Genomic DNA, 23,554 nt, shown 5'->3' on the forward strand with positions numbered 1-23,554 from the left:
CAATAAAAACAAAAAGGTTCATAAGTAGCACACTAATACATTTTAAAACATTATTAATTTTTTAGAATGTAAATAATGAAAGTTATAGCGAAGTTAATAACAACCTTAGGGGTATTGTTTTTAGGTTTAACAACTGGATTATCACAAACAAATAAAATTGCCAAAGCAAATAACGAGTTTGATAAATACGACTACATAAATGCCAGAGAGATTTATCTTAAGGTAGTTGAAAACGGGTTTACTTCTGGTGAAATTTATAAAAAACTAGGAGACACCTACTATTACAATAGTGATTATATCAATGCTGTACATTGGTATAACAAATTGCTTGCTGAATATCCTTCTGAAATTAATACTGAAGATTACTATAGAATTGCTCAATCTTTAAAGAGTATAGAAGACTATAAAAAATCTGATGAACTTATGCAGATTTATGTAAGTCAAGGTGGAGCAGAAAAAGAAGTAAAAGCTTTTGAAAACGATCCAGACTATCTTAAGTCATTAGGGATACATCCTTTTAAATACATTATAAACAAGGTAGCTGTTAACTCAAAATATTCAGATTTTGGGCCATCATACTATAAAGACAAGTTAGTTTTTTCAGCTTCAACATTAGATAGTAAACATTTTAAAACCCATAGTTGGACCAATTTACCATATCTAGACCTTTATATTGCAGATATTGACAGTGTAGGAGGTTTATCAAACGCAACACCATTTAAAGGTGATATAAATACAGAATATCACGAATCTTCCACGGCCTTTACAAAGGATGGCAAGACAATGTTTTTTACTCGTAATAATTATTATGATGGTAAAAAAGGATATGATAAATCTAGAACTATAAGATTAAAGTTGTTTTCTGCCACCCTTAATGAAGATGGTGTAAGTTGGGGTAATATAAAAGAATTACCTTTTAATAATTCAAATTACAGTACAGCACACCCTACTTTGAGTAATGATGAAAAACGATTGTATTTTGCCTCAGATATGCCTGGCACCTATGGTAGATCAGACCTTTGGTATGTTGAACTAACAAAAGGAACCGATGGCTCATTTATGTATGGAACTCCTGTAAATTTAGGAGAAGAAATTAATACAAAAGCAAGAGAAACATTTCCGTTTATTAGTGAAAATAACAACCTTTATTTTTCAAGTGACGGGTATGGTGGTTATGGAGGATTAGATGTTTTTGTTTCAGCTATAGATTCAGAAGGAAACCTTAAACAAATAACAAACTTTGGAGAACCCATCAACACGAAAATGGATGATTTTGGTTTCATCACAAAAGAATCAAAAGGAACAGGCTATTATACATCAAATATCAGTGGAGGACGCGGAACCATAGATGATGAAATTTATTATTTCTATGAGAAATGTATCATGACTATTAACGGAATTGTTACAGACATTGATACAGAAGAGCTACTTCCCGGATCAATTGTATCAATACTTAGCGATGATAATAAGCTTATTGAAAAAATTACTGTAGGTGAAGATGCTGCATTCAGTTTTACAACAGAATGTGATACAAAATATATTATTAGAGCAACCAAATCCAATTATTTTCCTAACGAAGAAATTATTGAAACGCCAGACGAAGGCGGAATAATTAATTTAAATATTCAATTAAAACTAGAAGACCCTTGTCCTCCCAATGATTTGGGATGCCGTTTAGATTTGCAACCTATATATTTTGATTATGATAAAGATAACATTCGTCCAGATGCATCTGTAGAGTTGGCAAAAATTTTGTATGCAATGCAGCTATATCCAGAATTAGTAATTCATATCGAGTCACACACAGATTCAAGAGGAAAAGATGCATACAATAAAAACCTTTCTGAACGAAGAGCACAATCTACCTTAAAATGGTTAGTAGAACGTGGTATTGAAAAGGATAGGTTAAGTGCAAAAGGGTATGGTGAAACAGAATTGGTCAACGCGTGTAGCAATAATGTAAAATGTACAGAAGAAGAACACCAATTAAATAGACGATCCATGTTTATAATTCAAAACTAAATTAATAGATAGATTGTTTTAAAAAGCGTTCAATAGTTGTTGAACGCTTTTATTTTGGTTTTATTTACAAGGCGCTATTTCGTATTTTTGAAAAAATTGAAATTGCATGTCAGAAGAAAAAGTTGTCCTTGTTAATGAAAAGGATGAAAAAATAGGATTAATGCCCAAAATGGAAGCCCATGAAAAAGCCTTATTACATCGAGCTTTTTCTGTTTTCGTTTTTAATGATAAAAACGAATTAATGCTTCAGCAACGGGCTCTGCATAAATACCATACGCCTGGTTTATGGACCAATACTTGTTGCAGTCATCAAAGAGATGGAGAATCTAATATTGATGCAGGAAAACGAAGACTACAAGAAGAGATGGGGTTTACTACAGACTTAAAAGAAACTATATCTTTTATATATAAAGCTCCTTTTGATAATGGCCTTACCGAGCACGAGTTTGATCATATTCTAGTAGGTAAATACAATGAAGAGCCAAATATAAACCCAGATGAAGTAGCTGCCTGGAAATGGATGACTCTAGAAGATGTAAAAAAAGATATAAAAAACAATCCAGCTATATATACTGAGTGGTTTAAGATTATATTTGATAAGTTTTATCAACATTTAGCAGTATGAGTTTAACAGTTTTCAGAAAAGCACATTTTAATGCAGCACATAGACTGTTTGTAAAAGAGTGGAGTAAAGAAAAAAACCTCGAGTTTTTTGGTAAATGTAGCAACCCAAACTTTCACGGGCATAACTATGAACTTGAAGTTGGGATTACAGGTAATGTTGACCCTAAAACCGGTTATCTAATAAACCTAGATATTCTGAAAACAATTATAAAAGAAGAAGTTGAAGATCACCTAGATCACAAAAACTTAAATGTTGAGGTAGAAGAATTTAAAAACCTAAACCCCACCGTTGAAAATATTGCAATGGTAATTTGGGATAGATTAAGAAAACGCTTAGACAAAAAGTTTGAAATTTCAGTAAAACTATATGAAACTCCTCGAAATTTTGTAGTTTACACAGGCTAAAAAAATGACTAAACTCCCTGATTTATATCCTTTAAAATTTGTTCCAATTCTCAAAGAGAAAGTCTGGGGTGGAGATAAGTTACATACTGTTTTAAAGAAAAAAGGAACAAAAAAAACAGGGGAAAGTTGGGAAATTTCGGGGGTTGAAGAAGCTATTTCTCAAGTAGCCAATGGATCTCTTAAAAATCAATCATTAACAGAGTTAATCAAAAAATATAAAGAAAAGTTAGTTGGTGTTGATGTGTATAAAAACTTTGGTCACACCTTTCCGTTACTTTTTAAATTTATAGATGCAGATCAAGACCTTTCTGTACAAGTGCATCCAGATGATAAGCTGGCAAAAGAAAAACATAATAGTTTTGGTAAAACCGAAATGTGGTACATAGTAGCTTCAGAAAAAGGGGCGCGATTAATATTAGGTTTTCAAGAAGGAACTAGTGAGCAAGAATATTTAGAAAGCCTTTCAAAAGGAACACTTTCTGAAATTTTAAATTTTGAATACATACAAGCCGGTGATGTTTTTTACTTAACCCCAGGAACCGTCCACGCAATTGGAGCAGGAATTCTTTTAGCTGAAATTCAACAAACATCAGATATTACTTATCGTATTTATGATTGGGATCGTCCAGATTTAAATGGAAAAATGCGCGAGTTACATACAGATCTAGCTAAACAAGCTATAGATTATAACGCTACCAATGCAGAAGTTACCTATGAAAACTTAAAGAATGAGGTAATTCCTTTAAAAAGTACACGATTTTTTGAAACCAATAAACTTTTTATTACCCAAACCTTTGAACGAGATTTAAAAACGATAGATTCTTTTATTGTCTATATGTGTGTTGATGGAGAAGCAACCATTAAAGCAAATGGCTTTTCAGAAAAAATACAAAAAGGAGAAACATTATTGATACCAGCAAGTTTTACTTCGCTTACAATTATTTCATCAAGTGTTTCACTTTTAGAAACGTACATTCCCTAAATGTTCGTATCTTGCGCAAAATTTTAAAAATAAAAAAATGGCAAGTGTACGTGAATTAAAGAGAGATATAAATTACGTTTTGGGTGATATTATCGAGGCTGTCTATATCTGGCAACTTACCCACCCAGAAAAAGAAACTGAAGATTCTGAAAAAATAATTGATGAAGCCATCGCTGTCTTTGATGCTTTAATTGTAAAAGTTAACCAAAGAGATGTTGAAAATAAACAACAACACTTTAAAGGTATTAATCAAGAACTTGAAGCAGAAGGTAGAAAGTTAATTGATAAAATTAACGCTTTATAAACTATCGTTCATAGTTTTTCGCTCACTAATAAAAGACTCCAAAAGCTTCCCGTATTTGGAGTCTTTTACATTTGGAGTAAGTGAAGTATACACAGTATCTAGATATTTTACGTTAGCATCATATATTTCACTAAGTAATAGATAAGGAGCTACTTCTTTATCTTTATTATTAAGAGCAAAATTTACTGTGGCAAGATATTTACTTGAGAGTGCAGCAGCTTTTTTCTTTTTTATAGCATTTATTAGTGAATCGCCACCTTCTTTTTGCGCAGTAAGCTCTTCTTTGATTAAATCTAAATCTCTGTCAGAAAAACGCTTCATCAATTTTTTATAATCATTAAGTGCTTTTTCATTTTCTGAACCGTTAATGCTAAAATCTTTTCCAAAGTTTTTCAAGCTTGTTTCAATAGTAATTTCTCCCGGCTCTGCAAAAAACGGAATTCTATCATCACGTAAACTTCCATCCTTTAACCGAAGGTATAAATAATACATTTCAGGGCTGTTTATTTCTTCAGAAAAAGAAAAATTTGAATTACCGTCTACAACCACAGAATCTATAGATACAAGTATTGAGTCATCAATTTTTTGTAGTAATAATGTGCCTTTTTTTAGTCCTTTTACATTCCCAGAAAGCTGCATTTCTTTTTTAGAATCTGAACTACATGCAACAGTTATTGCGATCAATGTCAATATGAATAAGTTTCTCATGTATTATCAATTTTTAAGGTCGCAAAGATGCATATTTTGAATAAAACTGAAAACTTGAAAGCTGAATAACTTTCATAATTTATAGTTCATTTAATAACCTTACTTATGAAACCGCAGCCAATTGCATTAATATAGTACAAAGTATTGCTGCTACTGTACCAATTGCGTACCCAAATACAGCCAATAATACTCCAACTGTTGCCAGCGAGGGATGAAATGCTGAAGCTACAATAGGTGCTGAGGCAGCACCTCCTACATTTGCTTGGCTACCTACTGCAAGGAAAAAATAGGGAGCTTTGATAAGCTTCGCAACGAGTATCAATAAACCAGCATGAATGGCCATCCAAACCAAGCCAATAAAAATAAGACCGAAATTATCAAAGATTAGCGTTAGGTCCATTTTCATTCCAATACTTGCTACAAGAATGTAAATAAAAACGCTACCAAACTTACTTGCCCCGGCCCCTTCATAGCTTTTAGCTTTTGTAAATGAAAGAAGTACACCTATAATGGTCGTTATGGTAATCATCCAGAAAAATGAAGAACTTAAGAAGGTGAAAATATTGCGTGTGATTCCCTTTGGAAAACTATTTACAAAATCTTCAAAAAAAGTGCTTAAATATCCTGCTCCAAAATGAGCAAAACTTACCGTCCCAAAGGCAATGGCGGCTAGTATCATCAAATCTGTTAAAGTAGGATTGCGATCTACGGTTTTTGCATAGTCTGAAACTTTTTGTTTTAAAGCTTCAATTGCAGAGGTGTCAGACTTTAACCACTTGTCAATTCGGGTTGATTTTCCTATTCCTATTAAAATTATAGCCATCCATATATTGGCAACAACAATATCTACAAACACCATCCCACCGTACAACTCTTGATTATAACCATAAATTTCAAGCATAGCCGTTTGATTAGCACCACCACCAATCCAGCTTCCGGCTAGGGTAGATAAACCTCTCCAAACAGCATCTGCTCCGGCTCCTCCCACAGTTTCTGGAGATATAGTTCCTATCAATAATACAGCTAATGGACCGCCAATAACAATACCCACTGTACCTGTAAAAAACATTATTAATGCCTTAGGCCCAAGATTAAATACAGCTTTAATATCGATACTCAAAGTCATTAGTACTAAAGCGGCAGGTAATAAATACCTACTAGACATATAATACAAACTAGAACTACTTTCAACCGTTTCTCCCGTATCTGTTACAGTTGTCCATTCTGGAGCTATTACGCCAAAAGTGGTTAACAAAGCCGGTAAAAAATAGGCCATAAAGAGCGCGGGAACAATTTTATAGAAAGATTTCCAAAATCCCGTTTCTCTTGATGAAGTATAAAATATAAAACCTAAACATAGTATTAACACACCAAAAACAATGGTGTCATTTGTAAATAGGGGAGTGGTGTCAATAATTTTTTCGGCTGTATCTTGCATTGGGTATATAGTTTAGCTGCAAAATACAATTATTTGAATAAAAACCATATGTTAGTCTTTTTTCTTAGGAAGTCTATTTTCTTTTTTCAGCATTTCGTGAAGCATCCATTCAATCTGCCCATTGGTACTACGGAATTCATCTGAAGCCCATTTTTCAATAGCTTTCATCATATCTTCGTTTACACGTAAGGCAAAGGCTTTCTTTTTAGGCATACATTAATTTTCTTCAATAAATTGAGTAATAGTGGTTATAAGTTCTTTAGAAACTGGAAGATTATACTGATTGTATGATTTACTGTTTTCAAGGTCATTTCCTTCTATTTCTTTTAAAACGTGGTTCATTTTTGGAATAACCTTATACATCGCATCTGGTTTTACAGCTTGTAATTTCTCTGCTTCACTAACCTGAACTTGTAAATCTTTATCGCCATTAATTATTAAAACAGGAATAGATAGTTTATCAAGCTCTTCTTGAGGGTTGTATTGCATCCAATTATAAATAAAAGGTTGTATTTGAGGTCTAAAAATAGAAGCTAATCCAGGGCTGTAATTTTGCGCAACACCATTGACACGAAGATCATCAAAAGATTTTCGGGCGTTTTCAACTAGCCCGGGAGCTTGTTTTGATAATTGGTCTACAATTACATCATCAATTTCTTGACCGGCACCGGCTATTGAAATAAAACCATCTGCTTTATCTTTGGCTGCAATCATTCCTACTAAAGATCCTTGACTATGACCGAGGATAAAAATTTTTTCAAAACGAGAGTCATTTTGAAAATAATCTGTCACTGCAATAGCATCATCAATAAAATCATCAAATTTTATTTTTTTTTCATCAATAGTACCAGACTTCATAATTTTTAAAATACGCTTATCATATCGGTATGTAGCTATTCCTTTATTGTATAATTCTTCTGCTAAAAACTTAAGCGAGTTGTTTTTCATCATATTTTGGTTGCCATTTCTGTCTGTAGGACCAGACCCGGCTATTATGATGACTAGAGGTTTTTTTTCAGAAGTTTCAGGTAGTAATAATGTACCTTCAATCAAAGGTGTTACAGCAATTTCTTCTGAAATAAATGGGTTTTGTGCAATACTGTTTCCGAAGCACAAAAAGCAGAATGCTATAAGTAGATTTTTCATAATGATATTGTTTACATATTTAAAGTACCTGTATTTACAACAGGTGAGGCATCTTTGTCACCACATAAAATTACCATTAAATTGCTTACCATAGCAGCTTTTCGTTCTTCATCAAGATCAACTACTTGTTTTTTACTAAGTTCTTCTAGAGCCATTTCAACCATACTAACAGCGCCTTCTACAATTTTATGTCTTGCGGCAACGATAGCTGTAGCTTGTTGTCTTTTAAGCATGGCGCTTGCAATTTCATTTGCATAGGCTAAATACCCAATACGAGATTCTAGAACTTCAATTCCAGCGATAGTTAATCGTTCATCAAGTCCTTTAACCAAAGCTTCATTTACTTCTTCCATACTGGAGCGAAGAGTGATATCTGCATCCATTCCTTCATCTGCAAAATTATCATAGGGATATTTACTGGCTAATTCTCTAACAGCGGCATCGGTTTGAATACGAACAAAATTTTCATAATTATCTACATCAAATGCGGCTTTATGTGTGTCACGTACACGCCAAACCAATATGGTGCTTATAATAACGGGATTGCCTAACTTGTCATTTACCTTAAGACGTTCACTATCAAAATTACGAGCTCTAAGTGATATTTTCTTCTTTGCATACAATGGGTTTACCCAAAAGAGACCGTTTTTTTTAATAGTTCCTATGTATTTACCAAATAGCAAAAGCACCCGAGAACCATTAGGATTTACCAATACAAACCCAGGTAGGCATATAAACGCTAAAAAGAATAAACCGATAAACCAAGGATTTTTTGTCATTAAAATGCCAAGAACCCCTATGATAATTATAATAAAAAATATAAATAGCATTAAATAGCCATTAGCCGGAACAATAGTTTTTTCATTTGACATAGTTTGAAAATTTAATTTGATATTAAAATGATATTAATCAAATATAATTTACTTTTCCATATTTTGCAAGTTTTTATAACAGTAACTTAATTTTAGGAATAGTATCTTTGCTTACAATTTCTTCTGAATAAGCAATAATATCGTATTATGAGACAACCTATTATATTATCTTTTTTAGTTTTCTTAATCACTATGACCTCAATCGCAGCAGATGATTGGGGAAGAAATGGCCATAGAGCAACCGGTGCAATCGCCGAAAAATACTTAACAAAAAAAGCAAAACGCAACATAGCAAATTTACTTAATGGACAATCACTCGCAATGGTCTCAACCTATGCAGATGAAATAAAAAGTGACAACAAATACCGTAAGTATGGTCCTTGGCATTATGTAAACTTTCCTTTTGATGGGACATATGAAACACACCCCAAAAATGAAAAAGGTGATATTATCGTTGCAATAAATACGTGTATAGAAAAACTTAAAGATGAATCTGTTTCAGAAGAAGAAAAAATCTTTCATTTAAAACTTTTAGTACACTTTATTGGTGATTTACATCAACCTTTACATATTGGACTTGCAGAAGATAAAGGAGGTAATGATTTTCAGGTAAGATGGTTTAATGAGGGCACTAATTTACATACGGTTTGGGATACCAAAATGATTGAAGAGTATGAAATGTCTTATTCTGAATTAGCCTTAAACGCAGAAGAATTATCAAACTCACAATTAAATACCATACAAAGTGGTACTGTGATTGACTGGATGTATGAAAGCCGTGCTCTTTGTAAAGATATTTACAGCCAAACAGAAAAAGGAGATAAACTATGGTACCCATATATGTATGAATATATGGATGTTTTGAGAGGACAACTACAAAAAGGAGGAATACGCTTGGCCAAAGTCCTTAACGAGATATTTGGCTAATCATACATTACCGCTTTGAAATTTTATTATGTGTAATATGCTTTTGTCGGCTGCTTTTAAACCTGTCAAAATCTGTTTCTCTTAGTTTTGCATGTTTAGTTTTTCTGCCCTGTACACGCTCGCGCCATAACCTAAAACTAGACGGTTTTAATTGGCGCCGCATAATTTCAATCGTTTCCTGTTCGCTAATGTCAAACTGAAATGTAATAGCATCAAAAGGAGTGCGGTCTTCCCAAGCCATTTCGATAATTCGATCAAGCTCTCTGTCTGTAAACTTTTCTTCTTCTTTTTTCATAAACTGAAAAATACAATTTAATTACTTAATTGTTCTAAAGGTTAAGTTAATTCGAGGGTTTACAGTTTTCTTCGTTTTCGGAATTTGGTGCTTCCACTTCTCTTGTGTAGCTCCTTTCATTATCAAAAGACTGCCGTGTTGTAGCATGATTGACTTTTTTAAACCTTTGTTTTCTTTATGCTTTAAATGAAAGATACGCTCTGCACCAAAACTTACTGAAGCTATCATTGGATTTTTACCTAATTCCTTTTCATTGTCGCTATGCCAACCATTGCTGTCATTTCCGTCGCGGTATAAATTAAGAAGAACCGTGGTAAATGCCTCTTTTGAAACTGTTTCAACCATACTTTTAATCTCTTTTAAAACTGAAGTAAAAGGCAAGGCTTGCATAGTAATGCCAGAGTAGGTGTATGACTTTCCTTTCTCGCCGTACAAAGCAGTAAGGCGTGGTTGCTGGTAAACCTTTCCAAAAACTTTTATATCATCTTGTTGCCAAGGCGTGTTATTTATTAATAATTTGTAAAACTGATTGGCCTTTTTATCTGAAATAAAATTTGGATAATATACTACAGAAGCGTCCGGCAGCTCAAAATGAATAGAATCATTATTTTTTCTGAAGTAAATAAACTCATCATACATATTGGTAAGCCCAATAGATTAAAGCAAATTGAAGAGGAATACGCAGAATCAATACCCATTTGGGTAGTTTCATCGCGGCTTTTTCATCTTGCAGCATATGAATGTGGACGGTAAAAAACACAATTAGCATAGCAATGATACCCCAGGCAGCAATACTTTGAGTGTCTTTATTTAAGAGCATAAATCCAAGTAACATTTCAGCAATGCCACTTAACAAAACCATTGTAGCGTGTGCAGGAATGTAAGGAGGCATAATGCGCTCATACATTTTTGGTTTTCTGAAATGATTTACACCTGCCAAAATTAATAGAACACCCAATAGGTATTGATGCCAAGGTAATATCATGGTTATTTATTTTGTTGTTGGTAGTTTTACTTCTGAAGCGTTTTCTGGAACGGTATAATCTACCGATTCAACAAATTTTATATTGGTCAATTTTGCTTCTCCTAATGGTTCGCCAAACAATCCTTTTTCTTCACTCCAATTATAAAACTTCCATTTATCTGAAATGGCTACACCATCTATTACTTGGTAATTTTCATACAAAATTGCGTGAGGGTTCTCTTCAGCTTTATCTAGACTTTTTCCAAAAGTTACAATGTAAGAGGCATAGTTTAATAAATTTGTCTCATTATCTGCATAAACTTGATACCAATCGTCTGAGGTGTCACCTACATCATTCTTAAAAGAAAGTTTTGCTCTAGAATATGATTTGTTTTTTTCTGAAATTTGCTCAACATCTCCCCAAACGGTTCCTGGGTCTGTGAGTTTAAAGGGCAAAGCAAAAAAGTATGGCCAGGTAAGAATATCAAATCTAGCAGATTTCATATTTGAATTCTCAGGACTCATATATACATCCTTTCCATCATAAATAATGGTTGTGCTGTCCTTTGTAATATACTTTACCTTAGAAGAATTGGTTCGCATGATAAATGTTCCGGCTAATCGCTCTTCTCCATTAAAGTTGAGAGAAATGTCAAAAGAAACATTATTATTATTTAAAAAAGCTTCTTTATTGTGAGTACTCTCAATAGTGTTGGCAAATGCTGTAGAAAGAGACGGTGCTCCATCTCCAATACCGTTATTTTGCTCCGTTGGAATTTTTTCTTCTTGATTCTTTTTTTGATTGGTATTACAACTTGCTAGAAGTAATACTACGCCTAATAATAGATATAATTTTTTCATGCCATAAAAGTATAAAACCAATCTTAACTTATAATCCACTTTATATTTATTTTATAATTTGAAAAATGAAAACCCCTTCTCAATATTGAGAAGGGGTTTTACTTTGGTTGGTTATTATGGAATTATTATTCCTTAATCAATCGTTTTGTAACGCTTGATTTATCACTAACAATTTGTACCATATATACGCCAGTTGCCAATGCAGATACATCAATCACCTGCTCTCCTTGCATATTGCGAAGGTCGTGTTGGCTAATCAACTTACCGTTAACATCATAAATAACAGCATTTTGTAATGCGATATTTGATTTGTTTGAAATAGTAACTTGACTAGATGCTGGGTTAGGATACATAGCTACTGCAGAGCTAAGTTGAGAATCATCAACACCTAATACGCTTTCAACTGTTAATTGGAAGGTACACGTACCAACGTTTCCGTACTCATCTTCAGCAGTTAAAGTAACTGTGTACTCACCATCTGCAATTAATTCACCTGGAGCTGGATCTTGAGACGTGATAGTCACAGGATCTGTACAGTTATCTACTGCAAAACCTTCTCCTAGTGCAAAATAATCTGGCACTTCGTAGAATAAGTTGCCTTCGCCCGGATCAACTGTTTGGTCTTCAGGACATGTTACTTCAGGTGCAATAGTATCAATTACATTGATTTCAGCAGTACAAGAAGCAATGTTTCCACTTGCATCACTAGCAAATACAGTTATCGTCATTGGTGTACCTATGTCTGCACAACTTACTTCAGTAATATCTGAAGCTACTGTTGTGATTCCACAAGCTTCAGTAACATTATTTATAATGTCATAAGGGTCAATAGTTGCTGTTCCGTCAGGTCCTAATTCAATAAAGATATCAGGATTAGGATTAGCATATGAATAGGTTATTCCCCAACTATTAAGTGTACCTGTGTCGCCGCCTGCATTATCAGATACAGTTAAGGTCCAATCTCCCATAGAGCTCTCTCCATCAAAAACAGAAAGCGGGTTGTTAGGTGTAAATGAACCACCAATAGCAGGAAGATCTTCACACTCGTCTTCTACAGCTTCTGTAGCTTCGTCATCTAGTGTAGCCATTATATCATCTCCGCTACATCCAAAACCTGAACCATCAAAACCTGGTCTGTCAACAATAACTGCTGAGGTCCCTGCTGGAGAAGTAAGAGTAACAATAACATCTCCTACCCAAGTATGAGAAATGTCAAGGTCTACATTTAAGTCATCAATAGTGATGTCTTCGGTAACAGTAAGTGTTGTAGAAACTCCTGTTGAGCTATCATCAGGAATTGCGACACCTGGGCTCACATTTACATTTTCTGAAAGTGTTGGTTCGGGACCACAAGTGATTATAGGTGCTGTAACGTCAATCACATTAACGGTAGCGATACATGAAGAGAAGTTTCCGCTGTCATCTGTAACAAATACTTCTATTTCGCTTTCACCTAGGTTTGAGCAATCAAAACTTACATCTGTGTCAATTTGAGGGCCTACATCATATATGATATTTCCATTGAAAACACGAGGATCAAACGTTGAACTTCCGAACGGATATGATTTACCGGCTCCTTCAAGAAATTCGATATTAGCATCTGATGCAAACACATTTCCTGTAGTGCCCCCGTCGGTATAATTCATTCCTCCTGCAGTTGTAGTAACATAGAATGCTCCTGTTTCTCCAGCTGCAATTGCTTGTCCTAAGCTTAAATTTAACGCTGTTGGTAGGCCGTCTCCTGCTGAGGTAACGGTAGCTGTACCTAATAAAGTCCAAGCACTTGGGTCTTCTTCAAACCCTTCCCAAGTACCAGATTTATAATAAACTTCAATATCATCAGATACACCTGTATCTAGGTTTACATCAAAAGAGTTAATGGTTACATCATTGATTGCTACTATGTCAAACATAGCGCCATCAAGACCATTTCCTCCTGCAAAAGTAGTTTCTAATGTTTCGGTAGTTGATCCGCCGCCAGTGGCTGGTCCTCCAACTGTTACTGTGTATCCACATGATTCAGTCACAGATTGAATAAGATCAGAAGCAGGGATTGTTGCGTTTCCATCAGCGTCTAATGTTACTTCAAGAGGTTGAGTTGAAGCAAGTTCATAGTTGAAAACAAAGTTGTCAACTCCTGCTCCCCATGCAAAACCTCCGTTATCATCATAGGTAAAACGCACTTGGAAATCTGAGTTTGCAAATGACATTACATCGGTTAAACCGAACGTAGTAGGAGGTGTGTCTTCTGTTATAAATAATAGCTCTTGCCAAGCCGCACCGTCCCATACTTCAACAATTAAATCACCGGCACCTACAAAGTCTTGCAGTGAATAATCAAAGTTAAGTTCTGCTGAGACTGCTCCAGAAATATCATAAACAGGAGATAGTAATCTTACGAGGTTTACTTGTCCACTTCCAGCAGCATCGTCATCAAAAATAGCAGCGTTGGTTGGGAAATCATCTGCAGATCCTGGCATGTCTCCAGATCCAAATGCCCAATCGTCAGCTCCAGACTCAACAACAGTTGTCCATCCGGCTGGGATGGTTGCTGCTTCAAATTCTTCAAGAATATTAAATACTGCAGGTTCACCTACACACGTAATATCTGGTGCAGTGTTGTCTTCAACTGTTACTGTAGCAGTACATGTATCAATATTTCCTTCATCATCAGTTACAGTTAATGTAACTGTATTATCACCTACGTTAGCACACGTAAATGTATCCATATCTAAAGAGTAATCTACAATTCCGCAGTTATCTGAAGAACCGTTGTCAATATCTGCTGGTGTAATAGATACTGAAGAACCACCCATTAAGTCAAGCGTAATGTTTTGACAAAGCGCCTCAGGTGCTTCCATATCGGTTACTGTTACAATAAATTGACAAGTTGCTATAGATCCTTCATCATCGGTAGCGGTAAATTCTATAGTTGTATCACCGGTAGGAAATTGACTTCCACTTGTAGGACCGGCTGTTTGTGTAATGGTAACAGTTCCGCCGTCAGGATCAAGACCAATAGCATCTGTAAAGTTAACTATAGCACCACATTCTCCCGGATCTGTATCTGCCATAATATCATTAGGACAGGCAATTATTGGAGCGGCACTTCCTATTACATTAACGACAATATCTTGTGAAAAACCTAGAGAGGTTAAAGTTACTGGAGATGTTACACCGCAATCGGCTGCTTGTATCCAAGTTTCACTTGAATACCCATCATTATTACACCCAAACCGCATGCCGTGTTGCTCAGTACCATCGTCAACAAGTACTAATTCTATAACCATATTATCACCTAGTGGAATAGTTGCATTAACGGGTACAGATACAATAGAGTTGACATCGGCATTGGTTGCTGTGTAAACACCAGAACCTTGTAGGGTAAGTGCTCCTCCGGGAAATGCTCCCACAGATGACCAAACATTAACGGTGATTGGAAATGAACTAGGAGTGTTTATAGTTCCTATCGCAAATTCAACACTGGTTACCCCAAAGTCATTTGTTACGCCAAAATCATTGACAAGGTCATAATCATTAAAAATGTTGTTATCTCTAAAAACAGAAGGTACTCCAGATGTGGCACAAGCAATTTCTAGACCGGGTGTGATGTTTTGAGTTGCGTTGTGTGTGATAGTTAAAGGAGCTCTAACTGCAGGATTGTTTTTAATGGTCGCAGTTCCGGCCGGACCATTTTTAATAGAAACAGTGGAGTTTCCTGAGTGAGTAGATGTTAGTGATGTTTGGCCCCAAGCTATAGGAACCGTCATTAACATACATAAAAAAGCTACGAATGTAATTTTTTTCATAATTGTTAAATTTTTGGTTATACCTCCAAAAATACGTTAAAATAATTTTAAATCAGAGGTTTATGGTTAAAATTATTAACAAAAAAACCGTCAATTAAGACGGTTTTTGACAATTATGTAAGAAATTACTTATTACTTTATCATATCGTAACTTCGTTTGATAAACGCGGTCATATCTTCACCTTTTAAAAGATTTTTGCTCAACTTGGCTAAATCTAAAGCTTGATTAACCAAACGTTCTTTCTTTTTCTGAGTTTTGGTGTTTAATATTTCAGAAACCAATTCGTGATTTGTGTTTACAATTAAATTGTACATTTCTGGCATATTACCCATACCGAACATGCCACCGCCACCGGTTTGCTGCATCTCTTTCATGCGGCGCATAAACTCAGGCTCGGTAATTACAAATGGGTTTGCTTTACTATCCATCGCTTCTAGTTGAACGGTAAATTTTTCAGAAGGAATTGTTTCAGTCAAAAAGGTTTTTAAAGTTTCTTTTTCTTCGTCTGAAAGTTTTGAAACTTGATTTTCTTCTTTTTTGATTAAATTTTCAACAGGTTCACTGTCAACACGTACAAAGTTTACATTTTCTTTGCTTCCTTCTAGTTTCTGTAATAAGTGAGATACTATAGGAGAGTCTAGCATTAATATTGTGTAACCTTTGTCTTTTGCTTCTTGTATGTAGCTGTGTTGTTCGTCTTTATTTGAAGCATATAATACAACTAGTTTACCATCTTTATCGGTATGGTTTTCTTTAATTTTTTCTTCTAGTTCTTCAAATGTGAAATAGTCTCCATCTACTGTTGGGTATAATGCAAACTTTTGAGCTTTTTCAAAAAACTTATCTTCGGTAAGCATTCCGTATTCAATAACAACTTTTATGTCATTCCACTTTTGTTCAAAGTCTTCGCGATTATTGTTAAATAACGTTTTAAGCTTATCTGCTACTTTACGAGTAATGTAACTAGAGATTTTCTTTACAGCTCCATCTGCTTGTAAATAGCTTCGCGAAACGTTAAGCGGAATGTCAGGGCTGTCAATCACACCACGAAGCATCGTTAAAAATTCTGGAACAATACCTTCTACATTATCTGTTACAAATACTTGATTTTGGTATAATTGAATTTTATCTTTTTGAATGTTCATATCGTTTGTCATCTTAGGGAAATAAAGTATTCCTGTAAGATTAAACGGATAATCAACATTTAAGTGAATATGAAATAAAGGTTCTTCAAATTGCATAGGATACAACTCGCGATAAAATCCTTTATAATCTTTTTCTTCTAGCTCGGTTGGTTGTTTTGTCCACGCCGGGTTTGGGTTATTAATAATGTTCTCAACCTCTTTAGTTGGCGCAGGATCATCTTCTTTGGCATCTTCTGGTTTTGGTAACGTTTCGGTTTTCATTCCAAACTTAATTGGAATAGGCATAAACTTGTTGTATTTAACCAATAACTCACGTATGCGACCTTCTTCCAAAAATTCGGTCTCATCTTCAGAAATGTGAAGTATAATTTCGGTACCACGGGTTTGTTTATCTGCTTCTTCTAAGGTGAAGTTTGGTGATCCATCACATACCCAATGTGCAGCTGGTTCGTCTTTAAAACTCTTTGTGATAATTTCAACTTTACTCGCCACCATAAATGAAGAGTAGAAGCCAAGGCCAAAATGACCAATAATTCCGGTGTCTTCACCTTCTTTATCTTTATATTTTTCAATAAACTCTTCGGCGCCAGAAAATGCAATTTGATTAATGTATTTTTCAACCTCATCTTTGGTCATCCCAATACCTTCATCAATTATATGAAGAGTTTTATTCTCTTTATCAATTTTTACTTCAATCTTTGGGTTTCCGTAAGCAACATCATTTGCCTCCCCAATGTTGGCTAAATGTTTTAGTTTAAGTGTTGCATCTGTTGCATTTGAAATAAGCTCACGCAAAAATATCTCGTGATCGCTGTATAAAAACTTTTTTATCAGCGGAAAAATATTTTCAACTGATACATTAATAGTTCCTTTACTCATGGTTATATCTATTTTTATTTTTTTCTGAAATATACTTGACAAATAAAATACCATTTGTAGTATATATGACAGCTTGTCACTTTGTAAGTTTTTGAAGTAATTTACTACTAATCAACCGGAAACTTTAACACAACATTTTGTTTATTGATTATTAAAAAAGATTAAACAATTTGTATCTTTACATTGTTAAGGATTTGATTTTTAATCCATAATCAACACTACACATAAAAGCATATACTATGGCAACAAAGAAAACAGCGACCAAAAAGAAAGCAATCACTCGAGAGGATATAATCACTAATTATATGACGTATGTTTTAGAGAATGAACAAGTGCCTAAGAGTGTTTACAAATTCTGTAAAGAACATGCTATGAAAGAAGAAGAGTTTTACAACTTTTTTGGTTCTTTTGATGGGTTACGCAATGAAATCTGGAACACTTTTTTTGATCATTCATTACAATTGGCTCATAAAAATAAAGCATATAATGGCTTTACCAACCAAGAAAAAATGCTCACTTTTTTCTTTACTTTTTTTGAAATGCTAACCGCAAATAGAAGTTATGTTCTTTTCGCTCTCAAAGAGCATAAAGATATGATGAAAAACCTCTCACAATTAAAAGGACTTCGCAGTAGAGTAAAAGAATTTTCTTCTGAATTGATCAATGAAAAAAACAAAGAAAAAAATCTTAAAATATTAAAACAGCCTGTTTCTGTTTTTTCTGAAGGCGCTTGGCTTCAAACTCTATTTATTTTAAAATATTGGATGGAGGATAGTTCACCTTCTTTTGAAAAAACAGACGTTGTGATTGAAAAATCTGTACGAGCAATCTTTGATGTTTTTGAAACGACACCTTTAGAAAGTGTGATAGACTTTGGTAAATTTCTTTGGAAAGATAAAATGAATTAAATGAAGACAATAGATTCAATTCCTACGGGAAAAATAAAACGCGCCGGAAAATTAGTTAGTACCGGAGTAAAAGTTGGCGGAAACTATCTTAAATATTATAGTGGTAAACTTGTTAACCCAGACCTCAACAAAGATGCTTTAAATGAAAGTAATGCCGAAGATATTTATGACGGTTTAAAAAACCTGAAAGGAAGTGCTCTTAAAGTAGCACAAATGCTTAGTATGGAAAAAAACATCATGCCGAAAGCATATGTAGAAAAATTTTCGTTGGCACAATTTCAAGTTCCGCCATTGTCTGCGCCTTTGGTGCGTAAAACGTTTAAAAAATATTTTAATCAAGAACCTGAGGATTTGTATGATTCTTTTAATGCAAACTCAGTGGCGGCTGCCAGTATTGGTCAAGTGCATAAAGCTGAAAAAGATGGAAAAAAATTAGCTGTTAAAATTCAATATCCGGGCGTTGCAGACAGTATAAGCAGTGACCTTGCACTAGTTAAACCTTTTGCCATCAAAATGTTTAATTTAAAAGGTAAAGATTCTGAAAAATACTTTAAAGAAATTGAAGAAAAGTTACTTGAAGAAACAGACTACAATCTAGAAGTGGCTCAAAGCAAATTTACTACTGAGGCTTGCAAAAACATTCCCAATTTAAAATTTCCGAAGTATTATGAAGATCTAAGCACAGATCGCATCATTACAATGGATTGGATGACAGGAAAGCACCTTTCAGAATTTACAAAAGATAATCAAGACAAGGCCAAAGCCAACAAAATAGGGCAGGCATTGTGGGATTTTTATATGTTTCAAATGCACGAACTTAAAAGCGTTCATGCAGATCCGCATCCCGGGAACTTTTTGGTTGACGAGGACGGAAATTTAATTGCTATCGATTTTGGCTGTATTAAAAAAGTACCTGAAGAATTTTACACACCCTATTTTGAACTCGCAAAACCCGAAAACATCAATAACCCCGATGTTTTTATGCAGAAAATGTATGAGTTAGAAATTTTAAGAAATGATGATTCACCCGAAGAGGTAAAGTTTTTTTCAGAGTTATTTCATGAAATGCTGAGTTTGTTTACAAAACCATTTCACGGCGAAACGTTTGATTTTTCAGATGAGGTTTTCTTCGGAAAAATTGCCGAATTAAGTGATAAATATTCAAAAGACACAGAATTACGTAAAATGAATGGTAATCGAGGTTCTAAGCATTTTTTATATATCAATAGAACTTTCTTTGGGTTGTATAATTTATTAAATGATTTGGGAGCAGCGGTTTCTATCAATAACTACAAAAAGTATATTTAATAAAAAATTAACTTTATGTTTAACTTTCTGTATTTAAAATTAAACAAAATATTGTATCTTTATATCAAATAATTGAGTTTCAAAAAAATGCTATGAAAAAAATCAATTATTTTATTGGTTAGGTTGTTTAAAAAAGGGTGCATACAATGCACCCTTTTTGTTGTTTATGTTGTGTTACTATTTACTTTCCTTCTGCTTTGGCATTTTTGGCGTCATCACTTTTTTCTTTGTTTTTAACATAGGTATCTAGCCAAGTATCTTGTTCCCACAATAAGTGTAAAATGCTTTCTTTTGCTCTATAACCGTGACTTTCTTTAGGAAGCATTACAAGTCTGGCTGTAGCACCAAGTCCTTTTAAAGCATTAAAATAGCGTTCGCTTTGCAGGGGATAGGTTCCAGAGTTATTATCAGCTTCACCATGAATTAAAAGCAACGGTGTTTTCATTTTTTCAGCGTGCATAAAAGGTGACATGGTATAATACGTTTCTGGAGAGTCCCAGTAACTACGTTCTTCGCTTTGGAAACCAAAAGGAGTTAAGGTGCGATTGTAAGCACCACTTCTTGCTATTCCTGCGGCAAACAAATCACTATGGCTTAAAAGATTTGCAACCATAAAAGCTCCATAACTGTGACCACCTACAGCAACACGATTTCTATCAATATATCCCATATCATCTACAGCATCGATTGCAGCTTTGGCATTTGCTATAAGTTGACTTCTAAAAGTATCATTTGGTTCTTCATCACCTTCACCTACAATTGGGAAAGCAGCATCATCTAGCACTACATATCCTTGAGTCACCCAATATATAGGACTTCCCCAAAATGGATAAATAAACTCATTAGGATTGGTTGTGTTTTGCGAAGCACTGCTTTTATCCTTAAATTCTCTTGGGTACGCCCAAAGAATCATTGGCTTTTTTTCTTTTTTATCCTTGTCATAACCTACCGGTAAGTAAAGTGTTCCTTCAAGTTCAAGACCATCATCACGTTTGTAAGTAATTACTTCTTTGTGAACATTTTGTAAACTTTTAAAAGGGTTTTCAAACGAAGTAACCGGTGTTAAATCTTCTTTTTTATTGATATTTCTGAAATAATAATTAGGATACTCATTTTGTGATTCTATTCTAACAAGTATTTTCCCTTTTTTCATATCAATTGCATCATATAAATTTTCCTTTTTATCGGTATAACTAGATTGATACACACGCTTTGTCTTTTTATTTTTTAAATTAAATTCATCCACAAAAGGAAATTGCCCTTCTTTTGAATATCCTTCGCCCATTAAATAAGCCGTTTGATTGTTAAGTTCTAGCACTGAGCGGTTAAACTTATTTCTGGTAGTAACAAAGTTTCCAGGATCACTGTATCGATCTTGATAGTTTCTATCAAAAATAATAACAGGCTTTTCAGACATGTTTGAAGGATTAAAAAGATAGGTTTTAGTATTTCTATCATTCCACCAATAATCATAGGCAATGGCATTTTTATCATCACCCCAAGTAATACCTGAAAATCTATTTTTTGTTTTTAAAATTTCTTTTCCTTTTCCGGTAAAAGGTGCTTCAACTTGATATACAACATCTCTATAGTCTACTTCATTTTCTGGATCTCCTTCATCTAGAGCTTCAACCCAATATAAAGTTGCAGGTTTATCATTTCGCCAGCTAAAGTTTCTTTTACCGGTTCTAGTTGCCATAAATCCTTTTGGGCGAACTTCATCAAGCGGTACTTCATTAATTACCGTAACTACCTTTCCATTATTATCATAAACAGTTTCGTTGTACGGAAAGCGATAATAAGGAACTAAATAAGAAAAAGGTTTTTTAATTTCTGAAACCAAAATATAATCGCCATTTGGTGAAAAACTAATGCTTCGGTACATTGCCGTAGGAAGAAAGTTTGAAATCTCACCAGTGACAGAAACCTTTTTTATTTCTGAAAGAGCTAATTGCTCAAAGTTTGCTTCGTCATTAGGATTTTTTAATAAATCTTGATAGGTTCTATTCTGTGCTTTTTCTCCATCACTCACAGAAATAGTAGGGCCTGTAGGAACAGCTTCAGCAGTATTGATTAGTTCTTTTCGGTTGTTTGGTAACATTTTAACCAATAAACTAGAGCTGTCTTTAAACCAATTAATAACGTCTCCCATATTGGCATTGACAGATGCATTGGTCAATTTTTTGACAGATTTATTTTCAATGTTTAACACCCAAGCTTCTACACCTTCTTGACCGGTATGTAAAAAAGCAATCATTTTTTGATTGGGCGACCAGCTAAAATTTGATAACCTTGCGTTTTTAGGAAGACCAGTGACTTGTTTTGAGTTTTTATCAGTAGCTTTTTTAATTTCTATATTATTATAGTAATTGGTGCGGCTACCAATATTTGTTTTTGGATTAATACGTAAACCGCCCAAGCGCATTTCAGTTTCTGAAAGTTCAGCGATAGACTTATAGGAGTCTCTGTATAAAAGAATAACATTTTCACCCTTGTCATCAATAATTACTGAAGGTGCCGGCGGTGCCTCAACAAGGTCAAGAATTTCTTTTGGAGGTTTTTGATAGTTCTTATCTACTTGTGCATAAATTGCAGAAGAAATAAGTAGAAAAATAAATAATGCAGTAAGTTTTTTCATGAGAATTAAATTTTTTGAAAAGATACTCAAAAAATAAACGAGAAGCTATTCAATTTGCTATGCATGCATACTATAAAAAGCGTATTTTCTTCCCTCACATAGCTTGATTATGTATCTTGCCTTTTACTTTATATTATAGTTTATGTATACTTCAAAAATTACAGGGCTTGGTCATTATGTGCCTGAAAACGTTGTAACCAATGACGATCTTTCAAAAATGATGGATACAAACGATGCTTGGATTCAAGAACGTACCGGAATTAAAGAACGAAGACACATTAAAAAAGGAGATGGTAATTCTACTTCAGTAATGGGTGTAAAAGCTTCTGAAATTGCTTTAAAAGAAGCAAATCTAACTCCCAACGATATTGATATGATTGTTTTTGCCACTTTAAGTCCAGATATGTATTTTCCGGGTGGTGGCGTAGAAGTACAAGAAATGATGGGTATGCGTACTATACCGGCGCTAGATGTGCGTAACCAATGTAGTGGGTTTGTTTATGCTATGTCTGTGGCAGATCAATTTATTAAAACAGGAATGTATAAAAACATTTTAGTAATTGGGAGTGAAAACCATAGTGGCGGCCTCGATTTTACCACTCGCGGTAGAAGTGTGTCTGTGATATTTGGTGATGGAGCAGGAGCTGCAGTTGTTTCAAGAAATGAACAAGATGATACTGGTATACTTTCATCTCATTTACATAGCGAAGGAAAACATAAAGATGAATTGGCATTACAAGGACCTAGTACAGAATATTGGGTTCCAGAAATTATTGAAAAAAACCCACAAGAAGACATTCCTTATTATCCTTATATGAATGGTCAATTTGTATTTAAACACGCGATAGTCCGTTTTGCAGAAGTAATTCACGAAGGGCTCGAAGCCAACGGTCTTACCGTGGCAGATATAGATATGCTTATTCCGCATCAAGCCAACTTGCGAATTTCTCAATTCATTCAACAAAAATTAAAATTGAGTGATGATCAAGTTTTCAATAATATTCAAAAATACGGAAACACCACTGCGGCGTCTATCCCTATCGCACTTTCTGAAGCACATAAAGCAGGTAAAATAAAGAAAGGAGACTTAGTGGTTTTAGCTGCTTTTGGTAGTGGTTTTACGTGGGGAAGTGTGATTGTTAGATGGTAACTTCTTTTTAAAACAAACAAAAAGCCTTCCAGAGACATGGAAGGCTTTTCTAGCTTAACAAAATATGTTATTTGAACTAATTCAAAAATAATATTTCGGAGTCTTATTGACTTCTATTATATAGACTACTTAAAACTTGAAATGTTTCATTTATTTTGAGTTTTTAAC

General features: G+C 34.2%; 21 protein-coding genes. 9 read left to right on the top strand and 12 right to left on the bottom strand.

The window, feature by feature from the left end:
- Positions 1 to 75: 75 nt before the first annotated feature.
- The 5 genes from INR76_RS08460 to INR76_RS08480 all read left to right on the top strand — a co-directional run bounded on the left by INR76_RS08460 (position 76) and on the right by INR76_RS08480 (position 4,337).
- Positions 76 to 2,022, top strand: coding sequence for an OmpA family protein (locus INR76_RS08460; protein WP_223107471.1), 1,947 nt, complete (start codon positions 76 to 78; stop codon positions 2,020 to 2,022).
- 106 nt (positions 2,023 to 2,128) lie between these two features.
- On the top strand, positions 2,129 to 2,647 hold the full coding sequence (idi, locus tag INR76_RS08465; RefSeq protein WP_223107472.1) for an isopentenyl-diphosphate Delta-isomerase: 519 nt from the start codon (positions 2,129 to 2,131) through the stop codon (positions 2,645 to 2,647).
- Positions 2,644 to 3,051, top strand: a complete 408-nt coding sequence (locus INR76_RS08470) for a 6-carboxytetrahydropterin synthase (RefSeq protein WP_223107473.1) — start codon at positions 2,644 to 2,646, stop codon at positions 3,049 to 3,051. The genes idi and INR76_RS08470 overlap by 4 nt, the downstream gene beginning before the upstream one ends.
- Positions 3,052 to 3,055: 4 nt before the next feature.
- Complete coding sequence (locus INR76_RS08475) at positions 3,056 to 4,033, top strand: type I phosphomannose isomerase catalytic subunit (RefSeq protein ID WP_223107474.1); 978 nt, start codon at positions 3,056 to 3,058, stop codon at positions 4,031 to 4,033.
- Between the two features lie 37 nt (positions 4,034 to 4,070).
- The gene (locus tag INR76_RS08480; protein WP_223107475.1) at positions 4,071 to 4,337 is read left to right on the top strand and encodes a hypothetical protein; all 267 of its coding nucleotides are present in this window, start codon (positions 4,071 to 4,073) and stop codon (positions 4,335 to 4,337) included.
- Here INR76_RS08480 and INR76_RS08485 read toward each other — a convergent pair.
- From INR76_RS08485 to INR76_RS08505, 5 genes are all read right to left on the bottom strand, one after another.
- The gene (locus INR76_RS08485) at positions 4,332 to 5,045 is read right to left on the bottom strand and encodes a DUF4369 domain-containing protein (RefSeq protein WP_223107476.1); all 714 of its coding nucleotides are present in this window, start codon (positions 5,043 to 5,045) and stop codon (positions 4,332 to 4,334) included. The two genes, INR76_RS08480 and INR76_RS08485, sit on opposite strands and share 6 nt — an antisense overlap.
- A 103-nt stretch (positions 5,046 to 5,148) precedes the next feature.
- Complete coding sequence (locus INR76_RS08490) at positions 5,149 to 6,483, bottom strand: DUF819 domain-containing protein (protein WP_223107477.1); 1,335 nt, start codon at positions 6,481 to 6,483, stop codon at positions 5,149 to 5,151.
- 51 nt (positions 6,484 to 6,534) lie between these two features.
- Positions 6,535 to 6,696, bottom strand: a complete 162-nt coding sequence (locus tag INR76_RS08495; RefSeq protein WP_223107478.1) for an Arc family DNA-binding protein — start codon at positions 6,694 to 6,696, stop codon at positions 6,535 to 6,537.
- Between the two features lie 3 nt (positions 6,697 to 6,699).
- Positions 6,700 to 7,629 carry an alpha/beta hydrolase gene (locus tag INR76_RS08500; protein ID WP_223107479.1) on the bottom strand — a complete coding sequence of 310 codons (930 nt, stop codon included), beginning with the start codon at positions 7,627 to 7,629 and terminating at the stop codon, positions 6,700 to 6,702.
- Between the two features lie 11 nt (positions 7,630 to 7,640).
- Positions 7,641 to 8,501, bottom strand: coding sequence for an SPFH domain-containing protein (locus tag INR76_RS08505; protein ID WP_223107480.1), 861 nt, complete (start codon positions 8,499 to 8,501; stop codon positions 7,641 to 7,643).
- 147 nt (positions 8,502 to 8,648) lie between these two features.
- On the opposite strand from INR76_RS08505, the gene INR76_RS08510 reads away from it, so the two are divergent.
- Entirely contained in the window at positions 8,649 to 9,428 is a 780-nt protein-coding gene (locus tag INR76_RS08510; protein ID WP_223107481.1) for a S1/P1 nuclease, read from the top strand.
- A gap of 7 nt (positions 9,429 to 9,435) precedes the next feature.
- On the opposite strand, the gene INR76_RS08515 is transcribed toward INR76_RS08510, so the two are convergent.
- The 6 genes from INR76_RS08515 to htpG all read right to left on the bottom strand — a co-directional run bounded on the left by INR76_RS08515 (position 9,436) and on the right by htpG (position 17,382).
- Entirely contained in the window at positions 9,436 to 9,723 is a 288-nt protein-coding gene (locus tag INR76_RS08515) for a TIGR03643 family protein (protein WP_223107482.1), read from the bottom strand.
- Between the two features lie 21 nt (positions 9,724 to 9,744).
- Positions 9,745 to 10,362: an alpha-ketoglutarate-dependent dioxygenase AlkB gene (locus INR76_RS08520; RefSeq protein WP_223107483.1), complete on the bottom strand. Its 618-nt coding sequence runs from the start codon at positions 10,360 to 10,362 to the stop codon at positions 9,745 to 9,747.
- Positions 10,355 to 10,708 (bottom strand): MauE/DoxX family redox-associated membrane protein, encoded by a 354-nt coding sequence (locus INR76_RS08525; RefSeq protein WP_223107484.1) that lies wholly within the window; start codon positions 10,706 to 10,708, stop codon positions 10,355 to 10,357. Before INR76_RS08525 ends, INR76_RS08520 begins: the two co-directional genes overlap by 8 nt.
- A 6-nt stretch (positions 10,709 to 10,714) precedes the next feature.
- On the bottom strand, positions 10,715 to 11,548 hold the full coding sequence (locus INR76_RS08530; RefSeq protein ID WP_223107485.1) for a DUF6503 family protein: 834 nt from the start codon (positions 11,546 to 11,548) through the stop codon (positions 10,715 to 10,717).
- A gap of 125 nt (positions 11,549 to 11,673) precedes the next feature.
- The gene (locus tag INR76_RS08535) at positions 11,674 to 15,357 is read right to left on the bottom strand and encodes an HYR domain-containing protein (protein ID WP_223107486.1); all 3,684 of its coding nucleotides are present in this window, start codon (positions 15,355 to 15,357) and stop codon (positions 11,674 to 11,676) included.
- A 132-nt stretch (positions 15,358 to 15,489) separates the two neighbouring features.
- On the bottom strand, positions 15,490 to 17,382 hold the full coding sequence (gene htpG / locus INR76_RS08540; RefSeq protein ID WP_223107487.1) for a molecular chaperone HtpG: 1,893 nt from the start codon (positions 17,380 to 17,382) through the stop codon (positions 15,490 to 15,492).
- A gap of 239 nt (positions 17,383 to 17,621) precedes the next feature.
- Between htpG and INR76_RS08545 the strand changes: the two genes are divergently transcribed.
- Positions 17,622 to 18,290, top strand: a complete 669-nt coding sequence (locus INR76_RS08545; protein ID WP_223107488.1) for a TetR family transcriptional regulator C-terminal domain-containing protein — start codon at positions 17,622 to 17,624, stop codon at positions 18,288 to 18,290.
- A complete protein-coding gene (locus INR76_RS08550) occupies positions 18,291 to 19,598 on the top strand; it encodes an AarF/ABC1/UbiB kinase family protein (RefSeq protein WP_223107489.1) in 1,308 nt (435 codons plus the stop codon).
- Between the two features lie 181 nt (positions 19,599 to 19,779).
- On the opposite strand, the gene INR76_RS08555 is transcribed toward INR76_RS08550, so the two are convergent.
- The gene (locus INR76_RS08555) at positions 19,780 to 22,236 is read right to left on the bottom strand and encodes a S9 family peptidase (protein WP_223107490.1); all 2,457 of its coding nucleotides are present in this window, start codon (positions 22,234 to 22,236) and stop codon (positions 19,780 to 19,782) included.
- Positions 22,237 to 22,378: 142 nt separating this feature from the next.
- Here INR76_RS08555 and INR76_RS08560 point away from each other — a divergent pair, with 142 nt between their 5' ends.
- Entirely contained in the window at positions 22,379 to 23,386 is a 1,008-nt protein-coding gene (locus INR76_RS08560) for a 3-oxoacyl-ACP synthase III family protein (protein WP_223107491.1), read from the top strand.
- Positions 23,387 to 23,554: the final 168 nt, after the last annotated feature.

The organism is Marixanthomonas sp. SCSIO 43207, assembly GCF_019904255.1.
Classification (GTDB): Bacteria; Bacteroidota; Bacteroidia; order Flavobacteriales; family Flavobacteriaceae; genus Marixanthomonas.